20 protein-coding genes and 1 tRNA gene are annotated in these 19734 nt (G+C 36.0%); 3 read left to right on the forward strand and 18 right to left on the reverse strand.

Annotated features, from left to right (window positions below; genetic code table 11):
* Positions 1-35 precede the first annotated feature (35 nt).
* The 3 genes from AC52CF_RS10015 to AC52CF_RS10025 all read left to right on the forward strand — a co-directional run bounded on the left by AC52CF_RS10015 (position 36) and on the right by AC52CF_RS10025 (position 3482).
* Positions 36-1208 (forward strand): M28 family peptidase, encoded by a 1173-nt coding sequence (locus AC52CF_RS10015; protein WP_496518135.1) that lies wholly within the window; start codon positions 36-38, stop codon positions 1206-1208.
* 99 nt (positions 1209-1307) lie between these two features.
* Positions 1308-2483, forward strand: a complete 1176-nt coding sequence (locus AC52CF_RS10020) for a M28 family peptidase (RefSeq protein ID WP_496518136.1) — start codon at positions 1308-1310, stop codon at positions 2481-2483.
* A gap of 81 nt (positions 2484-2564) precedes the next feature.
* Entirely contained in the window at positions 2565-3482 is a 918-nt protein-coding gene (locus AC52CF_RS10025; RefSeq protein ID WP_496518137.1) for a M28 family metallopeptidase, read from the forward strand.
* A gap of 54 nt (positions 3483-3536) precedes the next feature.
* On the opposite strand, the gene AC52CF_RS10030 is transcribed toward AC52CF_RS10025, so the two are convergent.
* The 18 genes from AC52CF_RS10030 to AC52CF_RS10115 all read right to left on the reverse strand — a co-directional run bounded on the left by AC52CF_RS10030 (position 3537) and on the right by AC52CF_RS10115 (position 19699).
* Positions 3537-3677, reverse strand: a complete 141-nt coding sequence (locus AC52CF_RS10030) for a hypothetical protein (protein ID WP_165762986.1) — start codon at positions 3675-3677, stop codon at positions 3537-3539.
* A 193-nt stretch (positions 3678-3870) separates the two neighbouring features.
* A complete protein-coding gene (gene hisIE, locus AC52CF_RS10035) occupies positions 3871-4458 on the reverse strand; it encodes a bifunctional phosphoribosyl-AMP cyclohydrolase/phosphoribosyl-ATP diphosphatase HisIE (RefSeq protein ID WP_496518138.1) in 588 nt (195 codons plus the stop codon).
* Positions 4455-5207: an imidazole glycerol phosphate synthase subunit HisF gene (gene hisF / locus AC52CF_RS10040; protein WP_496518139.1), complete on the reverse strand. Its 753-nt coding sequence runs from the start codon at positions 5205-5207 to the stop codon at positions 4455-4457. The genes hisIE and hisF overlap by 4 nt, the downstream gene beginning before the upstream one ends.
* Positions 5200-5922, reverse strand: coding sequence for a 1-(5-phosphoribosyl)-5-[(5-phosphoribosylamino)methylideneamino]imidazole-4-carboxamide isomerase (hisA, locus tag AC52CF_RS10045; protein WP_496518140.1), 723 nt, complete (start codon positions 5920-5922; stop codon positions 5200-5202). Before hisA ends, hisF begins: the two co-directional genes overlap by 8 nt.
* Before the next feature lie 9 nt (positions 5923-5931).
* Positions 5932-6510, reverse strand: coding sequence for an imidazole glycerol phosphate synthase subunit HisH (gene hisH, locus AC52CF_RS10050; RefSeq protein WP_496518141.1), 579 nt, complete (start codon positions 6508-6510; stop codon positions 5932-5934).
* Positions 6510-7604 (reverse strand): bifunctional histidinol-phosphatase/imidazoleglycerol-phosphate dehydratase HisB, encoded by a 1095-nt coding sequence (hisB, locus tag AC52CF_RS10055; RefSeq protein WP_496518142.1) that lies wholly within the window; start codon positions 7602-7604, stop codon positions 6510-6512. The genes hisH and hisB overlap by 1 nt, the downstream gene beginning before the upstream one ends.
* Positions 7605-7669: 65 nt before the next feature.
* Positions 7670-8695: a histidinol-phosphate transaminase gene (hisC, locus tag AC52CF_RS10060; protein ID WP_496518143.1), complete on the reverse strand. Its 1026-nt coding sequence runs from the start codon at positions 8693-8695 to the stop codon at positions 7670-7672.
* Positions 8682-9974, reverse strand: a complete 1293-nt coding sequence (gene hisD, locus AC52CF_RS10065; RefSeq protein WP_496518144.1) for a histidinol dehydrogenase — start codon at positions 9972-9974, stop codon at positions 8682-8684. Before hisD ends, hisC begins: the two co-directional genes overlap by 14 nt.
* Before the next feature lies 1 nt (position 9975).
* Positions 9976-10833: an ATP phosphoribosyltransferase gene (gene hisG / locus AC52CF_RS10070; RefSeq protein ID WP_375181885.1), complete on the reverse strand. Its 858-nt coding sequence runs from the start codon at positions 10831-10833 to the stop codon at positions 9976-9978.
* A gap of 247 nt (positions 10834-11080) precedes the next feature.
* A complete protein-coding gene (locus AC52CF_RS10075; RefSeq protein WP_375181884.1) occupies positions 11081-12175 on the reverse strand; it encodes a glycosyltransferase family 4 protein in 1095 nt (364 codons plus the stop codon).
* Positions 12172-12948, reverse strand: coding sequence for a polysaccharide deacetylase family protein (locus AC52CF_RS10080; protein WP_214589716.1), 777 nt, complete (start codon positions 12946-12948; stop codon positions 12172-12174). Before AC52CF_RS10080 ends, AC52CF_RS10075 begins: the two co-directional genes overlap by 4 nt.
* On the reverse strand, positions 12949-13878 hold the full coding sequence (locus AC52CF_RS10085; RefSeq protein WP_214589715.1) for a glycosyltransferase family 2 protein: 930 nt from the start codon (positions 13876-13878) through the stop codon (positions 12949-12951).
* Between the two features lie 2 nt (positions 13879-13880).
* On the reverse strand, positions 13881-15050 hold the full coding sequence (locus AC52CF_RS10090; protein WP_214589714.1) for a glycosyltransferase family 87 protein: 1170 nt from the start codon (positions 15048-15050) through the stop codon (positions 13881-13883).
* Positions 15051-15081: 31 nt separating this feature from the next.
* Positions 15082-15894, reverse strand: a complete 813-nt coding sequence (locus tag AC52CF_RS10095) for a 2,3,4,5-tetrahydropyridine-2,6-dicarboxylate N-succinyltransferase (protein ID WP_076390279.1) — start codon at positions 15892-15894, stop codon at positions 15082-15084.
* 726 nt (positions 15895-16620) lie between these two features.
* Positions 16621-17187 (reverse strand): C40 family peptidase, encoded by a 567-nt coding sequence (locus AC52CF_RS10100; protein ID WP_214591082.1) that lies wholly within the window; start codon positions 17185-17187, stop codon positions 16621-16623.
* A gap of 418 nt (positions 17188-17605) precedes the next feature.
* Positions 17606-17983 (reverse strand): hypothetical protein, encoded by a 378-nt coding sequence (locus AC52CF_RS10105; protein ID WP_214589713.1) that lies wholly within the window; start codon positions 17981-17983, stop codon positions 17606-17608.
* 27 nt (positions 17984-18010) lie between these two features.
* Positions 18011-18084 (reverse strand) — tRNA-Ala (locus tag AC52CF_RS10110).
* Between the two features lie 199 nt (positions 18085-18283).
* Positions 18284-19699: an efflux transporter outer membrane subunit gene (locus tag AC52CF_RS10115; RefSeq protein WP_214589712.1), complete on the reverse strand. Its 1416-nt coding sequence runs from the start codon at positions 19697-19699 to the stop codon at positions 18284-18286.
* Between the last annotated feature and the right edge of the window lie 35 nt (positions 19700-19734).

Here is a 19734-nt window from a genome sequence, read left to right on the forward strand (position 1 = left end):
GTAATATTATTAAATTTATAAAATTTTCCTTTAAAGTGAAAAAAATAACTACTCTACTGCTGTTTTCATTAGGAACATATGCATTTCAGGCTCAAAGTTTTATTCAGGCTTATCAGAACAGAGCCAATTTGGTTACCCAGACCAATATAACAACCTTACTTCAGGAATTTGGGAATCTTGGCGTAAAAACAACGGGTTCTGCAGCCAACACCAATGCATTAAACTGGCTTAAAGCAAAATATCAGTCTTACGGTTATACATCAAGTCAGATGGTAGAAGATCCTTTCACATTTGGCTCTACAAGTTCTAAAAATTTAATCATTACCAAGACAGGAACCGTTTATCCGAATACGTACGTTATTATCTGCGGACATTACGACACCATTACAGGTCCCGGAGTAAGTGATAACGGAAGCGGAACTTCTATTATTCTGGAAGCGGCAAGAATTTTAAAAGATGTTCCGACTGAATATTCCATTAAATTTATCCACTTTTCCGGTGAAGAACAGGGATTACAAGGAAGCGCACATTATGTAAACAGTGTGGTTTTCCAGAACAGTGTCCGTCAGTTGGATATCAAACTGGTTTTTAATTTGGATCAGGTAGGTGGAAAAATAAGCAATTCGAATGTTGCCATCAACTGCGAAAGTGACCAAAGCGGGCAAACCGCAAACAATGCAGCCTCTCTTTCCGTTACACAGCAGCTTGCAGCATGTACAACGCTGTATTCACCATTACAGACAGTTATGTCGAACGCCTACTCTTCCGATTATATGCCTTTTGAAGCCAAGGGAGACATTATTACAGGCTTTTACGAGACAGCAAGAAGTTATAATGAACACACCGTAAATGATACTTTTGCGAATGTAGATCCTACTTATGTTTTCAACGTAGGAAAGGCGGCTGTAGGAGCTTTACAGCATTTTTCAACAGCCTCTACAAGTTTATTGGCGACGGATGAAAAGACAGTTAATAATCTGGAAACCGTAAAGATTTATCCCAATCCGGCGAAAGATCTTTTAAATGTTGATCTTCCGAAAGACGTTAAAAACTTCAGTCTTGAGATTTCGGATATGAACGGCAGACTTGTTTTAAACAAACAGAATGAAGCTAAAGTTAATATTTCAGGATTAGCAAACGGTGTTTATATGGCAACTGTTAAAACAAAAGACCAAAAAGCGGTAAGAAAAATAATTATCGGTAAATAATTTTTTAATTCTCTATAAAATTAAAATCCTGAACTTTTGTTTAGGATTTTTTTATTATTACATTTGTATACCAATCAAATTACAAAAATTAATATCAAAATGAAAAAGACTTCTACAATTCTGCTCTTTTCTTTATCGGCTTTAAGCTTCAATGCACAATCTTTTATTCAGGCTTATCAGGACAGAGCTAATATGGTAACACAGACCAATATTACAACAAACTTACAGAATTTTGCCAATTTAGGGATTAAAACCACCGGCTCAACTGCGAATAATAATACTTTCAACTGGCTTAAAAATAAATATCTGGGTTTCGGATATTCTTCAAACCAGATTTCGGAAGATGCCTTCACTTACAACGGCAAAAGTTCAAAAAATTTAATCATCACAAAAACAGGAACCGTTTATCCTAATAAATACGTTATCATTTGCGGACATTTCGACACTATAAACGGTCCCGGAGTAAACGATAACGGCAGCGGAACATCCATCATTCTGGAAGCGGCAAGAATTTTAAAAGACGTTCCTACAGAATATTCGATTAAATTCATCCATTTTTCTGGTGAAGAACAGGGACTTATTGGAAGTTCACATTACGTAAATAACGTTGTTTATCAAAATAATATTAAGAAATTAGACATTAAATTAGTCTTCAATCTGGATCAGGTTGGCGGAAAAATGGGCAATAATAACAATACGATCTATTGTGACGAAGATCAGGGAGGTCTTTCCAGTAATAATGCAGCTTCAGCAGACGTTACACAGCAATTGCGCAACTGTACCGCTTTGTATTCTCCTCTTTTAACGGCGGTAGATCCGGCTGAAGCTACAGATTATATTCCTTTTGAAAGAAAAGGCGAAATTATTACAGGTTTTTTTGAAAAAATCAGAAGTAATTATCCTCATTCTTCAAATGATACATTTGCTAATACAGATCCTGTTTATATTTACAATGTAGCAAAAGCTTCTTTGGGAGCTTTACAGCACTTTGCAGTAGCAGCAAATTCTTTACAGAAAAAAGAAGCATTACTTTCCGGAAATTCTATAGAATCTATAAAGATCTATCCCAATCCTGCGAAAGATTATTTAAATGTCGAACTTCCGGAAGATATTAAAGATTTCAGTCTTGAAATTTCAGATATAAACGGCAGGCTTATTTTAAATAAGGAAAATGAAACGAAAGTAAATGTTTCAGAATTACCAAACGGAACGTATATCGCAACGATTAAAACAAAAGACCAAAAAGCGGTAAGAAAAATAATTATCAGAAAATAATCAACGGTCAAGCAAAATCCTGAGTTTCTTTCTCAGGATTTTTTATTTCTATATTTGTAAAATAGTAAACTAATTACCAATATGAATTTCAAAAAATTAACAGCCATTTTTCTTTTTTCTGTAACAGCCGTTGGATTTCAGGCACAAACATTTATTCAGGCTTATCAGGACAAAGTTAACTTATTAAAAAAAGAGGACATCATATCCAATTTAAAGGAATTTGAAAAACTGGGTGTTAAAACTACAGGTTCTGTAGAAAATGACAACGCCCTGAACTGGATCAAAAATAAATACTTATCTTACGGATATTCCGAGAACCAGATGGAAGAAGATCCTTTTTCCATAGGAAAATTAAAATCTAAAAACCTTATCATTACTAAGAAAGGAACTTTATATCCTGATAAATACATCATTATTTGCGGACATTTCGACAGTATTAACGGTCCCGGAGTAAACGATAACGGAAGCGGAACATCCATTATTCTGGAAGCCGCAAAAATCCTGAAAGATATCCCAACTGAATATTCCATAAAATTCATTCATTTTTCGGGTGAAGAACAAGGATTATACGGAAGCAGACATTATGTAAATGAAGTCGTTTATCAGAATAAAACAAGGCAGGTTGATATAAAAATGGTCTTCAATCTGGATCAGGTCGGGGGGAAAAAAGGAATGTTCAATGATACTGTTTTTTGTGACGAAGATCAGGGAGGAAATTCCAAAAATAATGGAGCTTCTAAACAGGTAACAAAAGAATTAATGACCTGCACAACACTGTATTCTCCATTACAGGCTAAAATTGATCCCGCAGAAGATACGGATTACATTTCTTTTGAAAAAAAGGGTAAAGTAATCACCGGATTTTTCGAATATCTAAGAAGTGATCTTCCTCATACCGGAGATGATACTTTTGCGAATACTGATGTGCAGTATGTTTTTAATATCGGTAAAGCGGCAATCGGCGCATTGCAGCATTTCGCTGTCGCATCGAAAAAATAGAGATAATCAAATTGTTCTAAAAAAGCCAGCCGAAAAATCCGACTGGCTTTTAATTTATCCGGCTCTTGTACCGCCTTTTGCAGCATCAGAATTGGGAGGTTTTACTTCTTTTACTTTTCCCTTTTCAGGGTTAATTTTTCCTTTACTTTCCGGTTCGGTTTTGGATTGCTGATTTTCTTTGTTGTCTTCTTTCATGGGATAATTTTTTAATGAATTGTATTTAAAACACATAAGTGACAAAAATAAGCTGAAATTTCATTTAAAACAGTTCAAAAAATCTTCGATTTTATTCTTTTGATAGCTTTGAATATTCTAATTCTTACAACATAATGGTCTTTTGCCTCTTTTGCGGTTGATTCTTAATGAGTTTAGAGATAAAAATACAACTTTATCGGTTTCTGGAAAGCAAAATTTCTTCAATATCTTTCAGTGTAAAATTCTTGGTTTTCAGTAAAATCAAAAGGTGATACAGCAGATCTGCCGCTTCATTTTTAAACAGATCGTCATTGTTGTCTTTGGCTTCGATCACCACTTCTACGGCTTCCTCTCCTACTTTCTGAGCCATTTTATTGATGCCTTTCTGGAATAATGAATACGTGTAGGATCCTTCGGTTTTTTCATCAATTCTTTGGCTTATTTTTTCTTCCAGTTCATACAAAAAACCTTTAGAATCTTTATCGCCGAAACAACTGAAACTTCCGGTGTGGCAAACAACGTTTGTAGGAATTGCTTTAATTAAAATCGTATCCTGATCGCAGTCTATCGCAATATTTTTAACGGTTAAAAAATTTCCGGACTCCTCACCTTTTGTCCAAAGTCGATTTTTGGAACGGCTGAAAAACGTTACAATTCCTTCTTTTTTGGTTTTTTCAAAAGCTTCTTCATTCATGTAGCCCAACATTAAAACCTGCAACGTTCTGTCGTCCTGAATAATAACCGGAACCAAGCCTTCACTTTTATTAAAATCGATATTCATCGTACTGCAATTTTTTTAATTTTCAAATTATTTTTGAGATCCTGAATCTTCACTTCTCCAAAATGGAAAATACTTGCCGCCAAAGCTCCTGTTGCTTTTGTCTGATTAAAAACGGCTTCAAAATCTTCCATTTTTCCTGCACCTCCGGAAGCAATGACGGGAATATTTACACTTTCGGAAATCAACTTAGTTATTCTGAGATCAAAACCGTTTTTGGTTCCGTCGCCATCCATCGAGGTGAGAAGAATTTCTCCCGCTCCCAGTTCTTCTGCTTTCTTTGCCCAGTCTAATGTCTTCAGATCCGTTATTTCCCTTCCTCCTTTTACGTGAACCCAGTCTGATCCGTTCACTAATTTCGTATCAATTGCAACCACAACACACTGACTTCCGAATTCTTTTGACAACTCTGAAATTAAAACCGGATTTTTAACCGCCGAAGAATTGATACTGATCTTGTCTGCTCCTGCTTCTAAGAGTCTTCTTACATCTTCCACCGTAGAAATTCCGCCGCCGACTGTAAAAGGAATACTTAATTCTGCTGCGATTTTCTGTACCAGTCCGGCAAAAGTTTTCCGTTCTTCTATCGTTGCGGTTATATCCAGAAAAACCAATTCGTCTGCGCCTTCTTTTTCATATCTTTTGGCAAGTTCTACAGGATCTCCCGCATTTCTTAATCCTTCAAAATTAATTCCTTTTACCGTAGTTCCGTCTTTGATATCCAGACACGGAATGATTCTTTTTTTAAGCATTTTCAATAAAATTTTGGAGTTGCTGCAAACTTACTCTGCCTTCATAAATTGCCTTTCCGATAATTGTTCCGGAACAGCCGATGTTTTTCATCTGTTCAACATCTTCAATACACGAAATGCCGCCGCTTGCAATTAACTGAACCGCTGTTTTTTCTACAATTTCTCTATACAATTCATCCGACGCACCCTGAAGCATTCCGTCTTTGGAAATATCCGTACAGATCACGTTTTTAATTCCTTTATTTTTATATTTGAGAATAAAATCAATCACATCCAGTTGGCTTTCTTCCAGCCAGCCCGAAGTTTTTATCTTGCGTTTTTCGCAATCGGCTCCGAGAATGATTTTATCGGAACCATATTTTTCAATTAAATCAAAACAGAAATCAGGATCCTGAACTGCAATACTTCCGATGGTAATCTGTTTTGCTCCCGAATTAAAGGCAATTTCAATGTCTTCCAGAGTTTTCAGTCCGCCCCCGAAATCAATTTCCAGAGAAGTCTCTTTTGCAATGGTTTCTAAAACTTTTTGGTTAACAATATGCTTCGATTTTGCACCGTCAAGATCCACCAGATGAAGATATTGTATGCCAAAACTTTCAAATTCTTTGGCAACTTCAAGCGGATTTTCATTGTAGATTTTTTTAGTATCATAATCTCCTTTCGACAAACGGACGCATTTTCCGTCGATGATGTCTATAGCGGGAATAATTTTCATATTCAGGTTTTATTGTTTTAAAAAGTTTTCCAGTAAACGGCTTCCTATATCTCCTGATTTTTCAGGGTGAAACTGCATCGCATAAAAATTATCCTTTTGCAGAGATGCGCTGAACGGCAGAATATAATCGCAAACTGACGTTGTATTTTCCGATAATTCGCAGTAGAAACTGTGAACAAAATACACATCACAGTTTTCTTCAATGCCTGAAAATATTCCGGATTTAAAATCTGAAATTGTATTCCATCCCATGTGCGGAACGATATTCTTTGCAGGAAACTTTTTTACATCGATATCAAAAATTCCCATCCCGACTGTATTTCCTTCTTCATTATTTTTACACATGAGCTGCATGCCCAGACAAACGCCTAAAACCGGCTGTTTTAAAGTCGGAATTAACTGATCCAGACCTTTTTCCTTTAGTAATTTCATGGTAGAAGATGCTTCACCCACTCCCGGAAAAATCACTTTGTCGGCTTTTCTTATCAGATCAAAATCATCGGTTACCACAGATTCTACACTTAATCTGTTCAATGAATTCTGTACGGAACTGACGTTTCCGCCGTTGTATTTGATGATGGCAATCATTATAAACTTCCTTTGGTTGATGGTAAATTAAAATTCTTATCGGTCTGTTTTACTGCCATTTTTACCGCTTTGGCAAATGCTTTAAACACAGATTCGATCTTGTGGTGTTCGTTATCTCCTTCCACTTTAATGTTGAGATTACACTTTGAAGAATCGGTGAAGGATTTAAAGAAGTGATAAAACATTTCAGTCGGAACATCGCCAATTTTCTCACGTTTGAAATCTGCTTCCCACATTAACCACGGTCTTCCTCCGAAATCAATTGCAACCTGCGCCAAACAATCATCCATCGGAAGCAGGAAGCCGTAACGTTCAATTCCTTTTTTCTTTCCCAAAGCTTTCAAAACAGCTTCACCAAGAACAATTCCCGTGTCTTCAATGGTGTGATGTTCATCAACCTGTAAATCTCCTTTGACATTAATTTTTAAATCTAAATTGCCGTGTTTGGAAATCTGTTCGAGCATGTGATCAAAAAAGTGTAATCCTGTTGAAATTTCAGAGGCTCCGCTTCCATCAAGATTAACTTCAACTTCAATTTCTGTCTCATTGGTTTTTCTTGAAACTTTGGCTTTTCGCGGAATATTCGTCAAAAACTGTGTAATTTCACTCCAGTTTTCTGTTGTTAAATCGGCTTCATCATTCTGAACTTTACTGATCAGTATGGATTTTGAGCCTAAGTTTTTCGCCAACTGAATATCTGTAAGCCGGTCTCCAATCACAAATGAATTTTTAAGATCGTAATCTCCGTAAATATATTTCCCCAACATTCCGGTTCCCGGTTTTCTTGTGGGCAGGTTTTCGCTTACAAAACTTCTGTCAATCAGAATATCACTGAAAACAATTCCTTCATTTTCAAAAGCTTTTAACATTTTTTCCTGTGGTTTGATGAAATCCTCATAAGGAAAACTTTCGGTTCCCAAACCATCCTGATTGGTTACCATCACGAGTTCAAAATCAAGTTCTCTGGCAATTCGGGCAAGATTCTGGAAAACTCCGGGATAAAATTCGAGCTTTTCAAGAGAATCAACCTGAAAATCAATGGGCGGTTCTAGGATTAAAGTTCCGTCACGGTCTATAAATAATACTTTTTTCATTTTACTTTTCTTTTACTTTTTCTACATCTCACAGGTTTTAAAAATCTGTGAGCTTTCAGATTTAATTAAATACTTTTTAAAACGTTAATCAGCTTATTGTTTTCTTCTCTTTTACCCACATTAATTCTAATGCAATCCGGAATCTGCGGACTTCTTTTGCTCGTCAGAATTTCATTTTCCAGCAATTTCCGGTACACCTTATCCACGTTTTCAAACTGAATAAGGAAGAAATTAGCATCGCTTGGAAATACTTTTTTGATACAGTTTATTGTCTCTAATTCATTTCTTAACCAGAAAATTTCATTTAAAGTATTTTCTATATTAGATTTTATAAATTCTTTATTAGTAATAAGTTCCGATATTTTATTTAAACTTAAATAATTAACATTGTACGGAGATTTAACTGTATTGATCAGTTGAATAATCTCTTCTGAAGCATATGCAATTCCGACTCTTGCTCCCGCCATTCCCCAAGCTTTGGAAAACGTCTGAAGAACGATAAGATTAGGAAATTTTTCCAACAGTTCAATACACGATTTCTTTCCTGAAAATTCAATATAAGCTTCATCAACCACAACAATTCCGTCAAAATTCTGAATGTAAAATTCAATGTCTTCAATAGAATTTCCGGTAGGATTATTGGGCGAGCATAAAAAGAAAACTTTTGGTTTTTCCTCTTTTGAGATTTTTAAAAACTCTTCTTTATCGATTCCAAAATTTTCATCCAGATTCAGTTTGATCACTTTATTTTCATTGACTGAAGCATAGAATCCGTACATCGCAAAAGAAGGATTCATCATCAGAACAGCATCTTTTTTCGGTTCACAAAAAACTTTCACGATAAGATCAATCAGTTCATCGCTTCCGTTTCCCACTGCAATCTGTTTAGCCGAAACATTTTTCAGTGCAGCCAATTTTTCTTTCAATTCTTTTTGAGTAGAATCCGGATAGCGGTTCAGTTCTCCGAAAGCACTTTCATTCGCATCCAGAAAAACAGGATTTTCAAATGTATTGTTGTCCCTGAAACTCACATAAGGTTGCAGTTCAAGAATATTTTTTCGTACTAAATCTTTGATATTAAATTCTTTCATTCTGTTCTTTTAATCTGATACTTACGGCATTTTTGTGAGCGAATAATCCTTCTGCTTCCGCCATTATTTCAATCGTTTTTCCTAAATTTCTCAATCCCTGTTCCGACAGATTCTGGAAAGTGATTTTCTTCACGAAACTGTCAAGAGAAACCCCACTGTAATTTTTCGCAAAACCGTTCGTCGGAAGGGTGTGATTGGTTCCGCTTGCGTAATCTCCCGCACTCTCGCATGAATAATTTCCTAAGAACACAGAACCGGCATTCTGAATTTTAGGAATAGAGTTTTCAAAATCATTAACAGCTAAAATCAAGTGTTCCGGAGCGTACAAATTGCTGAATTCCAAAGCTTCATCAATTGAATTCAGTAAAATAAAATGACTATTTTTTAAAGATTCTGCTGCCATTTCATTTCTCGGAAGTACTTCAAGCTGTTTTTGGGTTTCCAGAATGGTCTCATTAAGAATTTTCTCATCTGTGGAAAGGAAAATCACCTGACTGTCGCTTCCGTGTTCTGCCTGAGAAAGCAAATCTGCTGCACAGAATTCAGGAACCGCATTTTCATCAGCAATCACAAGAACTTCACTTGGTCCGGCAGGCATATCAATGGCAATATTGTAGTTTTGCGCATATTCTTTAGCGGCTACAACATACTGATTTCCCGGCCCGAAAATTTTATAAACATTCGGAATGCTTTCGGTTCCAAAAGTCATTGCTGCAATTGCCTGAGCGCCTCCTGTCTTGAAAATCTGCGTTACTCCGCACAATTTTGCCGTATATAAAATGGCAGGATTTACATTGCCGTTTTTATCGGGTGGCGTACAGAGAATAATTTCTTTACAACCCGCTAACTGAGCCGGAATGGCAAGCATTAAAACCGTAGAAAATAACGGGGCTGTTCCTCCCGGAATATAAATTCCTACTTTTTCAATAGCTCGGTTTTCTCTCCAGCAAACTATTCCTTTTGTCGTTTCTATTTTTTCGATTGTAGGAATTTGTGAAGCGTGAAACTTGGTAATATTTGATTTTGCTTCCTTAATGGCTGTTTTCAGTTCTTCACTGATCAGATTTTCAGCGGTTTCAATTTCTTCTTCAGAAATTTTAATGTTGTTTATTTCAGCGGAATCAAATTTTTTAGCAAAATCAATCAGCGCCTGATCTCCGTTGTTCTTCACTTCATCGAAAATTCCGGCAACGATTTCTGTTAATTGTTCTCTTTTTATAACGGGTCTTTTTGTTAATTCAGACCATTTTTCCCTTTCAGGATATCTTTCTACTTGCATATTAAATCACCATTTTATCGATTGGAATTATTAAAATATCCTGCGCTCCTTTGTCTTTCAGTTCATCAATCACTTCCCAGAAACGCGCTTCGTCTATCACGGAATGAATGCTGCTCCATCCTTCTTCCGCCAAAGGAATTACCGTAGGACTTTTCAGCACAGGAAGCGCTTTTGAAACTTTTCCGATCTTGTCGTTCGGAACATTCATGAGAATATATTTTGAATTTTTTGCTTTAAGAACGGCTTTAATTCTGAAGAGAAATTTTTCAAGAATTCTGGTTTTTTCTTCATCCAGTCTGAATGTTTTTGCCAGAACAGCTTCAGAAGTAAGAATGGTAACGGTTTCTCTTAATCCGTTTTTGAAAAGGGTGCTTCCTGAGCTTACAATATCGCAGATTCCGTCGGCAAGACCGATATTGGGAGCGATTTCTACAGAGCCTGAAATAATGTGAATGTCTGCGGAAATATTGTTTTTATCCAAAAAGTTTTTCAGGGTATTCGGATAAGAAGTGGCTATTTTTTTTCCCTGAAAATAAGTGATCTCATCGGTTTCAATTTCTTTCGGAACTGCCAGAGAAACCCTGCATTTTGAAAATCCTAAAGGCTGAACGATTTCAATTTTTTTCTGTTTTTCTACCAGAAGATTTTCTCCTACAATGGCAATATCTACCACTCCATCTTCCAGATACTGAGGAATATCTGAATTTCTGAGATACATGATTTCCATCGGGAAATTTTCTACGGAAACTTTTAACTGGTCTTTTCCGTTATTAACGAAAATACCGCAGTCTTTTAAGAGCTGAAGAGATTCTTCGTAAAGGCGACCGCTTTTCTGTATGGCTATTTTTAATTTACTCATTTCACTTTTTTGTTGTGTCTGAGTAAAAAGATGGTTTGGAAATAAATTGCCCGGGATGAATTTAGAAACAAAAAACCGCCTGTTTACTCAGACGGTTTTAATTATTTTGATTTTTAACATAAGTACATATCAATCAATTCCGTCTTAGCAGAGATGATGATGATAATGATGTACTGTTAAAAAATTCGGTTTCATTGTTGAAAATTGAGCTACAAATGTAGGGCTTATTTTTAAACTGCCAAATAATTTACGAAATAATTTTTCGGTAAAGGTTCATCAGATTATTGGCAATCGGTTCGTCATTGAACTGCTGAACAAAGTTAAAACCTTTATCAGCACGGCGTTTACGTTCGGATTCATTGTCCCATAAAAATTTAATTTTAGACTGAATATCGAGATGATTTTCCGGATCTACGTATACAGAATCTGGTCCGCCCGCTTCGGGAAGACAGCTTGTGTTGCTTGTAATAACTACTGTTTTTGAAAATAATGCTTCGATGACAGGAATTCCGAAACCTTCGAAAAAGCTTGGATAAACGAAAATGTCGGCAAGTTTGTAGATTGCAGCGAGTTCATCCATGGAAACTCCTTCGAGAAACTGCACGCTGATTTTATGCTGCTGAACAAACTGTTCTACTTTCCTGAAATATTTTGTTTTTTTGCCGACAACCACGAGTGGAATATTCGTGTCTTTCAACGCTTTTACCACATTGAGAAGATTTTTACGTTCTTCGATGGTTCCGACATTGAGAATGAATTTTTCAGGAAGACTGTATTTTTCTTTGGTTTTCTGAATGAATTCTTCGGACTGCTGTTCTTTAAACGCTTTATGGCATCCCTGATAAATGACTTCGATCTTCGATTCGGGAACTTTTAAAAACTGGATAATATCGCGCTTGGTCTGTTCTGAAATGGCAATGATTTTATCGGCAGAATTGGCGGCTTTCCTGAATTTCCAGAAGTGAATTTTACGGTCGAAAAAGGAATAATATTGTGGATATCTCTCAAAAATAAGGTCGTGAATGGTGACAATTTTTTTGATGGGTTTTTTATCCCATTTCAAAGGCAATTCGCCGGATAATCCATGAAAAATATCGGCGTTCTGTTTCTGCGCATCCTTCCCCATTTTAAACTGTCGGGACATTTTTCCTTTGGAAGTTTCCACAAAATGAACGTTGGAATTTTCTAAAATATCCGAACCTCTTTCCGATTTGTTTTTGTTGAGCAGAATGTATTCGTTTTTAGGGAAATACTGTGCTAAAATTCTAACGAGATCACGGGAATAATTTCCTAAACCGGAGGTATTATGAAAAAATCTTTTGGCATCAAATGCTATCTTCATGGCTGTATTTGTTTTTGAAATTCCTGAAATGTTCCGAATGAATGATTTTTACTTTTTAACCACGAAACAAATTCATCAAATCTTTCTATCATATCATTTCCGGAATTTTTTACGGTAAAACCGGGTAATTTAAAGGCTTCATCTTTTATTTCGGCAAATTCCCACGGATGAAAGTAGATGTTGAGATATTTGTCTTTTTTCAAAACGTCTGAAGCCAGTTTTTTGTAGAAAAATAATGGAAAATTGTGAAAACTCAGCCAAAATAACGGGATTCTGAAATTGGGCGAAACGGAAGCCGGAATCTGCACTACTTTTCCTTCGTTAAAGTAGGTTCTCGATACTTTTAAATTGTTATATCTTCCGGGAAGATAGGTCGGATTGATGGACGAATTGTAAGAATATCCTGCTTTTTCCACAGCATTTTTGCTGACAGGCATCATTCTGGGCATTCGAAGTCCTGTAACCTGTGTTGAAAACAGTTCTTCGAGCCGTTCTTTGGATTCTTTAAGGTGTTTTTCTTCAAAATCTGAATGAAACCATGTGTGAGAAGCCAATTCGTGGCCTTCATTTAAAAGTCTTCTGATGAGTTCTTTGCTGTTTTCTGCAAAAACGACTGTTGAAAAGAACGTTGCTTTTGCATGGTGTTTGTTGAGAATATCTAAAATTCTTTCAACGCCTTTCTGTGAAATTGAGATTTGCTGTTCAAAGGAAATTTCTCCTTTGTATTCGAATGGCATATCAAATTCCTCGATGTCAAAACTTAATAAAACCATTTAAAAATTTTTATTTTTGATGATATAATTTGGTCTTTCTTTTACCTGCTTGAAAATTTTGCCTAAATAAATTCCCATAATTCCTAAAATAATCAGTTGCAGACCGCCAAAAAATACGATGGTCATAATTAATGAAGCCCAACCTGAAATTTCTGTTTCTGCCACAAAGGAATAAATGACGTACAAACCATATCCGACAATTGAAAATGCTGAAAAAAGAAATCCTAAATAGGCTGCAATATACAATGGTTTTACACTGAATGCCGTAATTCCCGTAAATGCAAAAGTGATCATTTTCTTGAGGTTATAGCTGCTTTCGCCTGAAAGTCTTTCATTGGCTGTAAATTCAATTCCGGTCTGTTTAAAGCCCATCCAACTGGTTAAACCCCGTAAAAAGAGGTCATCCTCGTTGAAAGTTCTCATGACTTCCACGGCATTTGCATCCATCAGTCTGAAATCTGATCCGCCTCCTTTTGTTAAATTAACATCGGACAAACTCGACAGGATTTTATAAAAAAAGTCGGACGTTTTTCTTTTAAAATAAGAAATCTGCTTCGGATAGGTTCGAATCGTAAAAACAATGTCGTAGCCTTCTTCCCATTTCCGGATCATTTCAGGAATCATTTCGGGAGGATGCTGCAGATCGCCGTCCATGGAAATGACCGCATTTCCGAAAGCGTTGTCCATTCCTGCTTTTACCGCAGGCTGATGTCCGAAATTACGTGAAAACTCAATGAATTTTACTTCGTCATATTTTGCGGAAAGTTCTTCGAGCTTCTGCTGGGTTTTGTCGCGGCTTCCGTCGTTCACGAAAATAATTTCAAAGCCGTAATCATCCAGTCCATCAAAAACTTCTTTAATTTTCTGATGAACCAAAGCCACATTTCCTTCTTCGTTATGCGCAGGAATTACAATTGAAATTTTTTTCATAATCAGTTCAGGCTGTAGTCTTTTTCGAAGTCTTTTGTTACCAGTTCATAAATGATCCTGAACCAGACAACGATGCAAGGTAAAGCTTTTAGAGAATATTTAACGATATAATTCTGTTTTATAAATTTTGGAAATAAGTCTGATGGCGAAAAACAGGTAAGAATAATTACGAAAATCAACATAGCATAGACAATCGGTGTTCTTTTTTTCTGAAGGAAAAACCAGATCATCACTCCTGCCACAGCAATAATGTACGTTGGAGATTCTGATCCTGAACTGAACAATACTAAAAAAAGAAGTGTTGAGGCTAGAATCATCAATTGATATGCATAATTCTTATATTGATTAATCCTCACATACGGTAAAAAGAACAAAGGCGCTCCGAAAGCCATAAAAGTAAGATTGGAGATTGAAGCATCCTGTAAAATTCTTCTTACAAATCCCATTAAAGAAATGTCCTGATAAGAATCCAGACTTTGATTGAGTCCGTTTTTTTCCGCCAGAGAATGGAACCAGTCTGTATAGCTCTGTACAACGAACTGTGGGCTGGAAATTGCCATCGGTAATACAAAAAATAAAACCGCAACTGCAATTCCGGACAGAATAAATTTGAGCTTGTTTTTGATAAAGAAAAACTGCGAAAGTCCCAAAATTCCGTACAGTTTTACAAATACTCCGACTAAAATGGCTGTAGCAGACTGTACTTCTTTTTTTTCATAAATAAAAATGGCAGACAACATAAGCAATCCCACCAAAGCAATATTGAACTGAAGACTTACCGCCGCTGTAATATATTCCTGAAGACAAAGCAGTGCAAAAAGTGCTTTTTTAGCGTCTGAAAACGGAAGTTTGTAAATGGCAAACAGGAAAATGGCTGCGTTGGCAACGTTCCATAAAGAAATTCCAAGCCAATCGGGAATCAAAGCAAAAGGAGCAATCAGAATACTGAAAAATATTCCATAATGATTGGCATCTAAGTATCTTTCGGGATACTGCAAGTAGAGATTTTTCTGCTCGAAGGTATTTACAAAAACATTTTTGAAAATCAGATAATTGTTAATCGCCTGTGGTCCTCTGAAATATTTAGATAACGCCGTTGCAACAGCTATAATAAGATAAACCCCAAATATGTATTTAGGGTTTAGCAATATTTTAAGAATTTTTTCTTTCAAGATGTGAGGTTTTTAGTTTAAAATATTCATCTTAAACAGCAACATTATTCTCTCTCAACGCATCATTTAAAGACGTTTTTTTGTCTGTAGATTCCTTTCTTTTTCCGATAATTAATGCACACGGAACCTGATATTCTCCTGCAGGAAAGGTTTTGGTATAACTTCCCGGAATAACTACTGATCTCGCAGGAACTCTTCCTTTGATCTCAACCGGAGTTTCACCTGTAACATCAATAATTTTTGTAGATGCCGTTAAAACCACATTAGCTCCCAAAACAGCTTCTTTTTCAACATGAACTCCTTCTACAACGATGCATCTTGATCCTACGAAACAATCGTCCTCAATAATTACCGGAGCTGCCTGAAGCGGTTCTAAAACACCACCGATACCAACACCACCACTCAGGTGAACATTTTTACCGATCTGCGCACAGCTTCCAACCGTTGCCCATGTATCCACCATGGTTCCTGAGTCTACATAAGCACCAATGTTTACGTAAGACGGCATCATAATAACTCCCGGCGCAATATAAGCTCCTTCTCTTGCGATTGCATGCGGAACAACTCTTACTCCTTTTTCAGCGTAGTTTCTCTTCAAAGGCATTTTATCATGAAATTCGAACGGACCGACTTCAATCGTTTCCATTTTCTGAATCGGGAAGTACATTACTACTGCTTTCTTCACCCACTCGTTTACCTGCCATCCGTTTTCTGTAGGTTCTGCGGTACGAAGTTCTCCTTTATCAACCAAAGAAATCACCTCTCTAATCGCCTTCTGGCTGTCTTCATTCTGCAATAGTTCTCTGTTTTCCCAGATATTTTCAATAGTTTGTTGTAACGACATGTTTATTATTTAATATTAAATTGAAAAATTATACGCTGCCAAAGATACAAAAAAGATCAGCAAAACCTTTTGAAAGTATTTTGTTTAGAATGAAACTTGTTTAAACTTTTTTACCGCAAAAGAAGCAAAAAATTTAAACACTTTAGTTTCTTAAGTTTAGTTTAATAGTTAAATAGAAAAAAAGTGCACTTAAGTTTAAAAAAATCAAAGATTTTTTTCTATTTGGAGATTTTTGAAGTACTTTAAATAAATCCAATAAACTCTTTTGTTTTAAGATTAAACTTAAATTAGTTTAAAACTATTCCGGATGCTTTAAACAATGTTTTAATTTAATTGCATAAGCCACATGCGATTTAAGCAAATCAAAATCGGCTAAAGCGGAAATTCATGATCTGTTTTAGCTAAAGCCAAGTGTATTCTTAATTATTTAAAATGGGTTAAAGCCCATTTCTATTGATGTATTAGATAGCATGAAACGCTATCTTTAGAACATTACCGCATTACAGATATCAATCCTACGAGTTTTTTATTACTATTTCTACACAGATTCTGCTCCTAAAGGAGCAAAACTCTTTTACTTTAAAAAATCTTATGTTTTTAAGTTATACAATGCCTTTTCTGTTTATTAAGGTAATATAAAAACAGTTGTAATGTTTTGATTATCAGAATTTAATTAAATTTTCTTTGTTTAAAAGATTGAAAAACAAAACAGCTAAACAATTTAAACTACAGCACTCTCTGCGCGTGAAGATAGGCTTTGTTCCAGTAGGTTTCATTTAAGGAAGAAATGATAACGCCTTTTGATGTGGAAGCGTGGATAAATTTGACTTCTCCGTCACTTCCGATGTCATGAACAATTCCGACGTGTGAAACTCTACTTCCTCCTGCTGTTGCGAAAAACAGAAGATCTCCCGGTTTTACATCTTTGATGTCAATCTGAGATCCTGCTTCTGCCTGATCTGCTGATCTTCTCGGAAGTTTGAAGTCATTTTCCTCAAAAACTTTTACGGTAAATCCGGAACAGTCGAAACCTGAAGAAGTGTTTCCGCCGAATTTATAAGGCGCACCCAAATATTTTTCTGCGTCTTTCAGGAGTTCATTGATGGATTTTGAAATTTTCCCGTCAAATCTGGAATCAAGTTTTCTGAGATTTTCAGATTTTGCAACGGTTTTTGTAACCGGAGGTCTTTTTACAACGTTTTTTGAACTTCCGCAGGAAATGATAAATACGGAAAAAAGCGATACAATAAATATGTCTTTAACAAACTTTTTTTTGCCTAAAAATCTATTCATCATATTTCCCTGAATTTTACAATCTATACAAATATAATAAAATTATGCTTTCGCAGAGCTGAAGTAAGAAATACCACAAAAATTTTAAGACTGTTGATTTGAATGATATTAAAGAATGCGAAGTTTTCTTTTTAAAATTGTCTGTTGATTTTTAGCCTAACAAAGACATTAGATGTTTAAACTTTTTACCACAAAAGATGGAAAATATTTAAACACTTTAGTTTTTTAAGTTTAATACTTAATTGAAAAAAAAAGAGCACATGAGTTAAAAAAATCAAAGATTTTTTCTCTTTGCAGACTTTTGAAATACTTTAAATAAATCCAATAAAGTCTTTTTTCATATAACCGCTGCTTAAAAACTTAATAAAAAAAGCCATCCCAGAAGGATAGCTTTATTATATTGTATGTAAAAATCTTTTTATTTTGAAGTTTTAGCACCTTTCCAGGTTCCGGATCTTGTAGGCGTAGGAACGGCATTAGACCATGTTCCTGTAGCTTTTTTGTCTTCTCTTGTGAAAGTTCCTCTGAATTCGCCATCTTCAGGAAAACCGATCGTTGCAACAAGATCTCCGGATTCGCTAAGATGTCCTGAAATATAATAGTTTTCTGTTGTCTGATCAGAATGTAATGTTCCGGTTACTTTTCCGTCGGTAGCTACCACCACATTCCAGTCGCCTTTTTCGGTTCCTTCGTACGTTCCCGCCCAGGTTCCGATGAAATCATAAATCGTATCTTCATCTTTGCTGCAACCCACGAATAAGAAAGCTGTTAATAAAAGTAAAAATATTTTCTTCATAGTTTACAAGTAGTTAAACAATATTTGTGGAGAATACGGGGATCGAACCCGTCACCTTTAGACTGCCAGTCTAACGCTCTAGCCAGATGAGCTAATTCCCCCTGATTTTTCTTCAAAATTCCGAAGCCGTACAAAAGTAAGTATTTAAACCACATATACAAACATTTTATTACATTTTCTTTAAAAACTGATGGAAATATCTGTAAATATTTTATCAGAAATGAATTTTTTAAGACCAAATAAAAAACGCATACTGAAATAAATCCGTATGCGCTTTCTTTTTACTTTTATAGTCAGAGTTTATTTCCAACCGCCGCCGAGAGCCTGATAAAGTTCTACTCCGGCTTTCATTTTACTGTACTGTGCATTGGCAATATTCAATTCTGCATTTAAAGAATTGACACTTGCATTGAGTACTTCAAGATAATTCGCCATTCCGTAGTTTACTAATTCCTGAGAATAGTTTACAGAATTTTTATAATTCACCAGTTCTTTCTGCTTTAAATCGATGTACTGATCCTGAACGGAATAGACTCTTATGGCATCAGAAACTTCTTTTCCTGCAGTAAGAATGGCTTTTCGGAAATTCAGATAAGCGGTTTCCTGATTGGCAAGACTTACTTCGTAATTGGTTCTGATGGTTCTTTTATTCAGAACCGGCTGTGCCAAACCGCCTACAACACTTGCGAAAAGTGAATTTACACTGAATAAATGGTCGATATCCAAAGACTGAATTCCTCCGTTTCCTGTAATTTTTAATGTAGGATAAAACTGGGCTTTTGCAGAATTTGTAAGTTCAAAAGCATTCATTAAATTATATTCTGCTCTCATAACATCGGGTCTGTTTGCTAGTAATTGAGCGGGATATCCCAGTTTTACATCAATCGGAACAGTCTGGGCTGTTAGTGTAGATCTTTCTATTGCATGGGAAGGTTCTCCCAGTAAGAGACTCATGGTATTTTCCAGCAACTGAATCTGTGTATCAATATCAATTAACATGGATTTTGCATTATACACCAATGCCTCACTCTGCTGAACTGCCACTTCTGTTAAAGTTCCCGCCGTTTTCAGGGCTTTTGTAGTTTCCAAATTCTGCTCACGGACTTTGATGGTTTCTGTAATGATTCTTTTTTGCTCATCAAAAGTCAATAACTGATAATATGCAGAAGCAACTGAAGCCACAAGGTCACTTTTTACCGCTTTATGTGCAGCAACCGTTCCTAAATATGACGCCAGCTGAGCTTTTTCCTGCGCCTTTAATTTTCCCCAAAGATCAGCTTCAAAACCGATGCTTGCGGTAATATCGAGCTGATTGATGTATCTTCTGTCACCAAACAAACGTCCTGTCTGTGTATTCAGCGACTGGGTCTGGAAAGTGTAACCGGGACCTACAGTTACCGTTGGCTCATACGCTGCCTTGCTTTGTTTTAAATAAGCTTCTGCTGAATTTATACTCTGCAAAGCAATTCTTATATCCAGATTATTTTCCAGAGCTTTTGTAATATGTCCCTGAAGTACAGGATCTGTGAAAATCTCTTTCCAGGAAACATTCGCGATATTGGTGCTGTCTGCAGGAAGCATATCTGTACGGTAGAGTTTTTCGTCCACCACATTATCCGGTCTGTGGTATTCTTTTCTCGCCATACACGATGATACAGCGGCAAGAACAGCGACTGAAAATGTTATTCCTTTTATGATGTTTAAAATACTCTTCATTATTTGAAGTTTAAGGTTTAAAGATCAGGGTTTCC

The organism is Chryseobacterium sp. 2P (assembly GCF_059579425.1).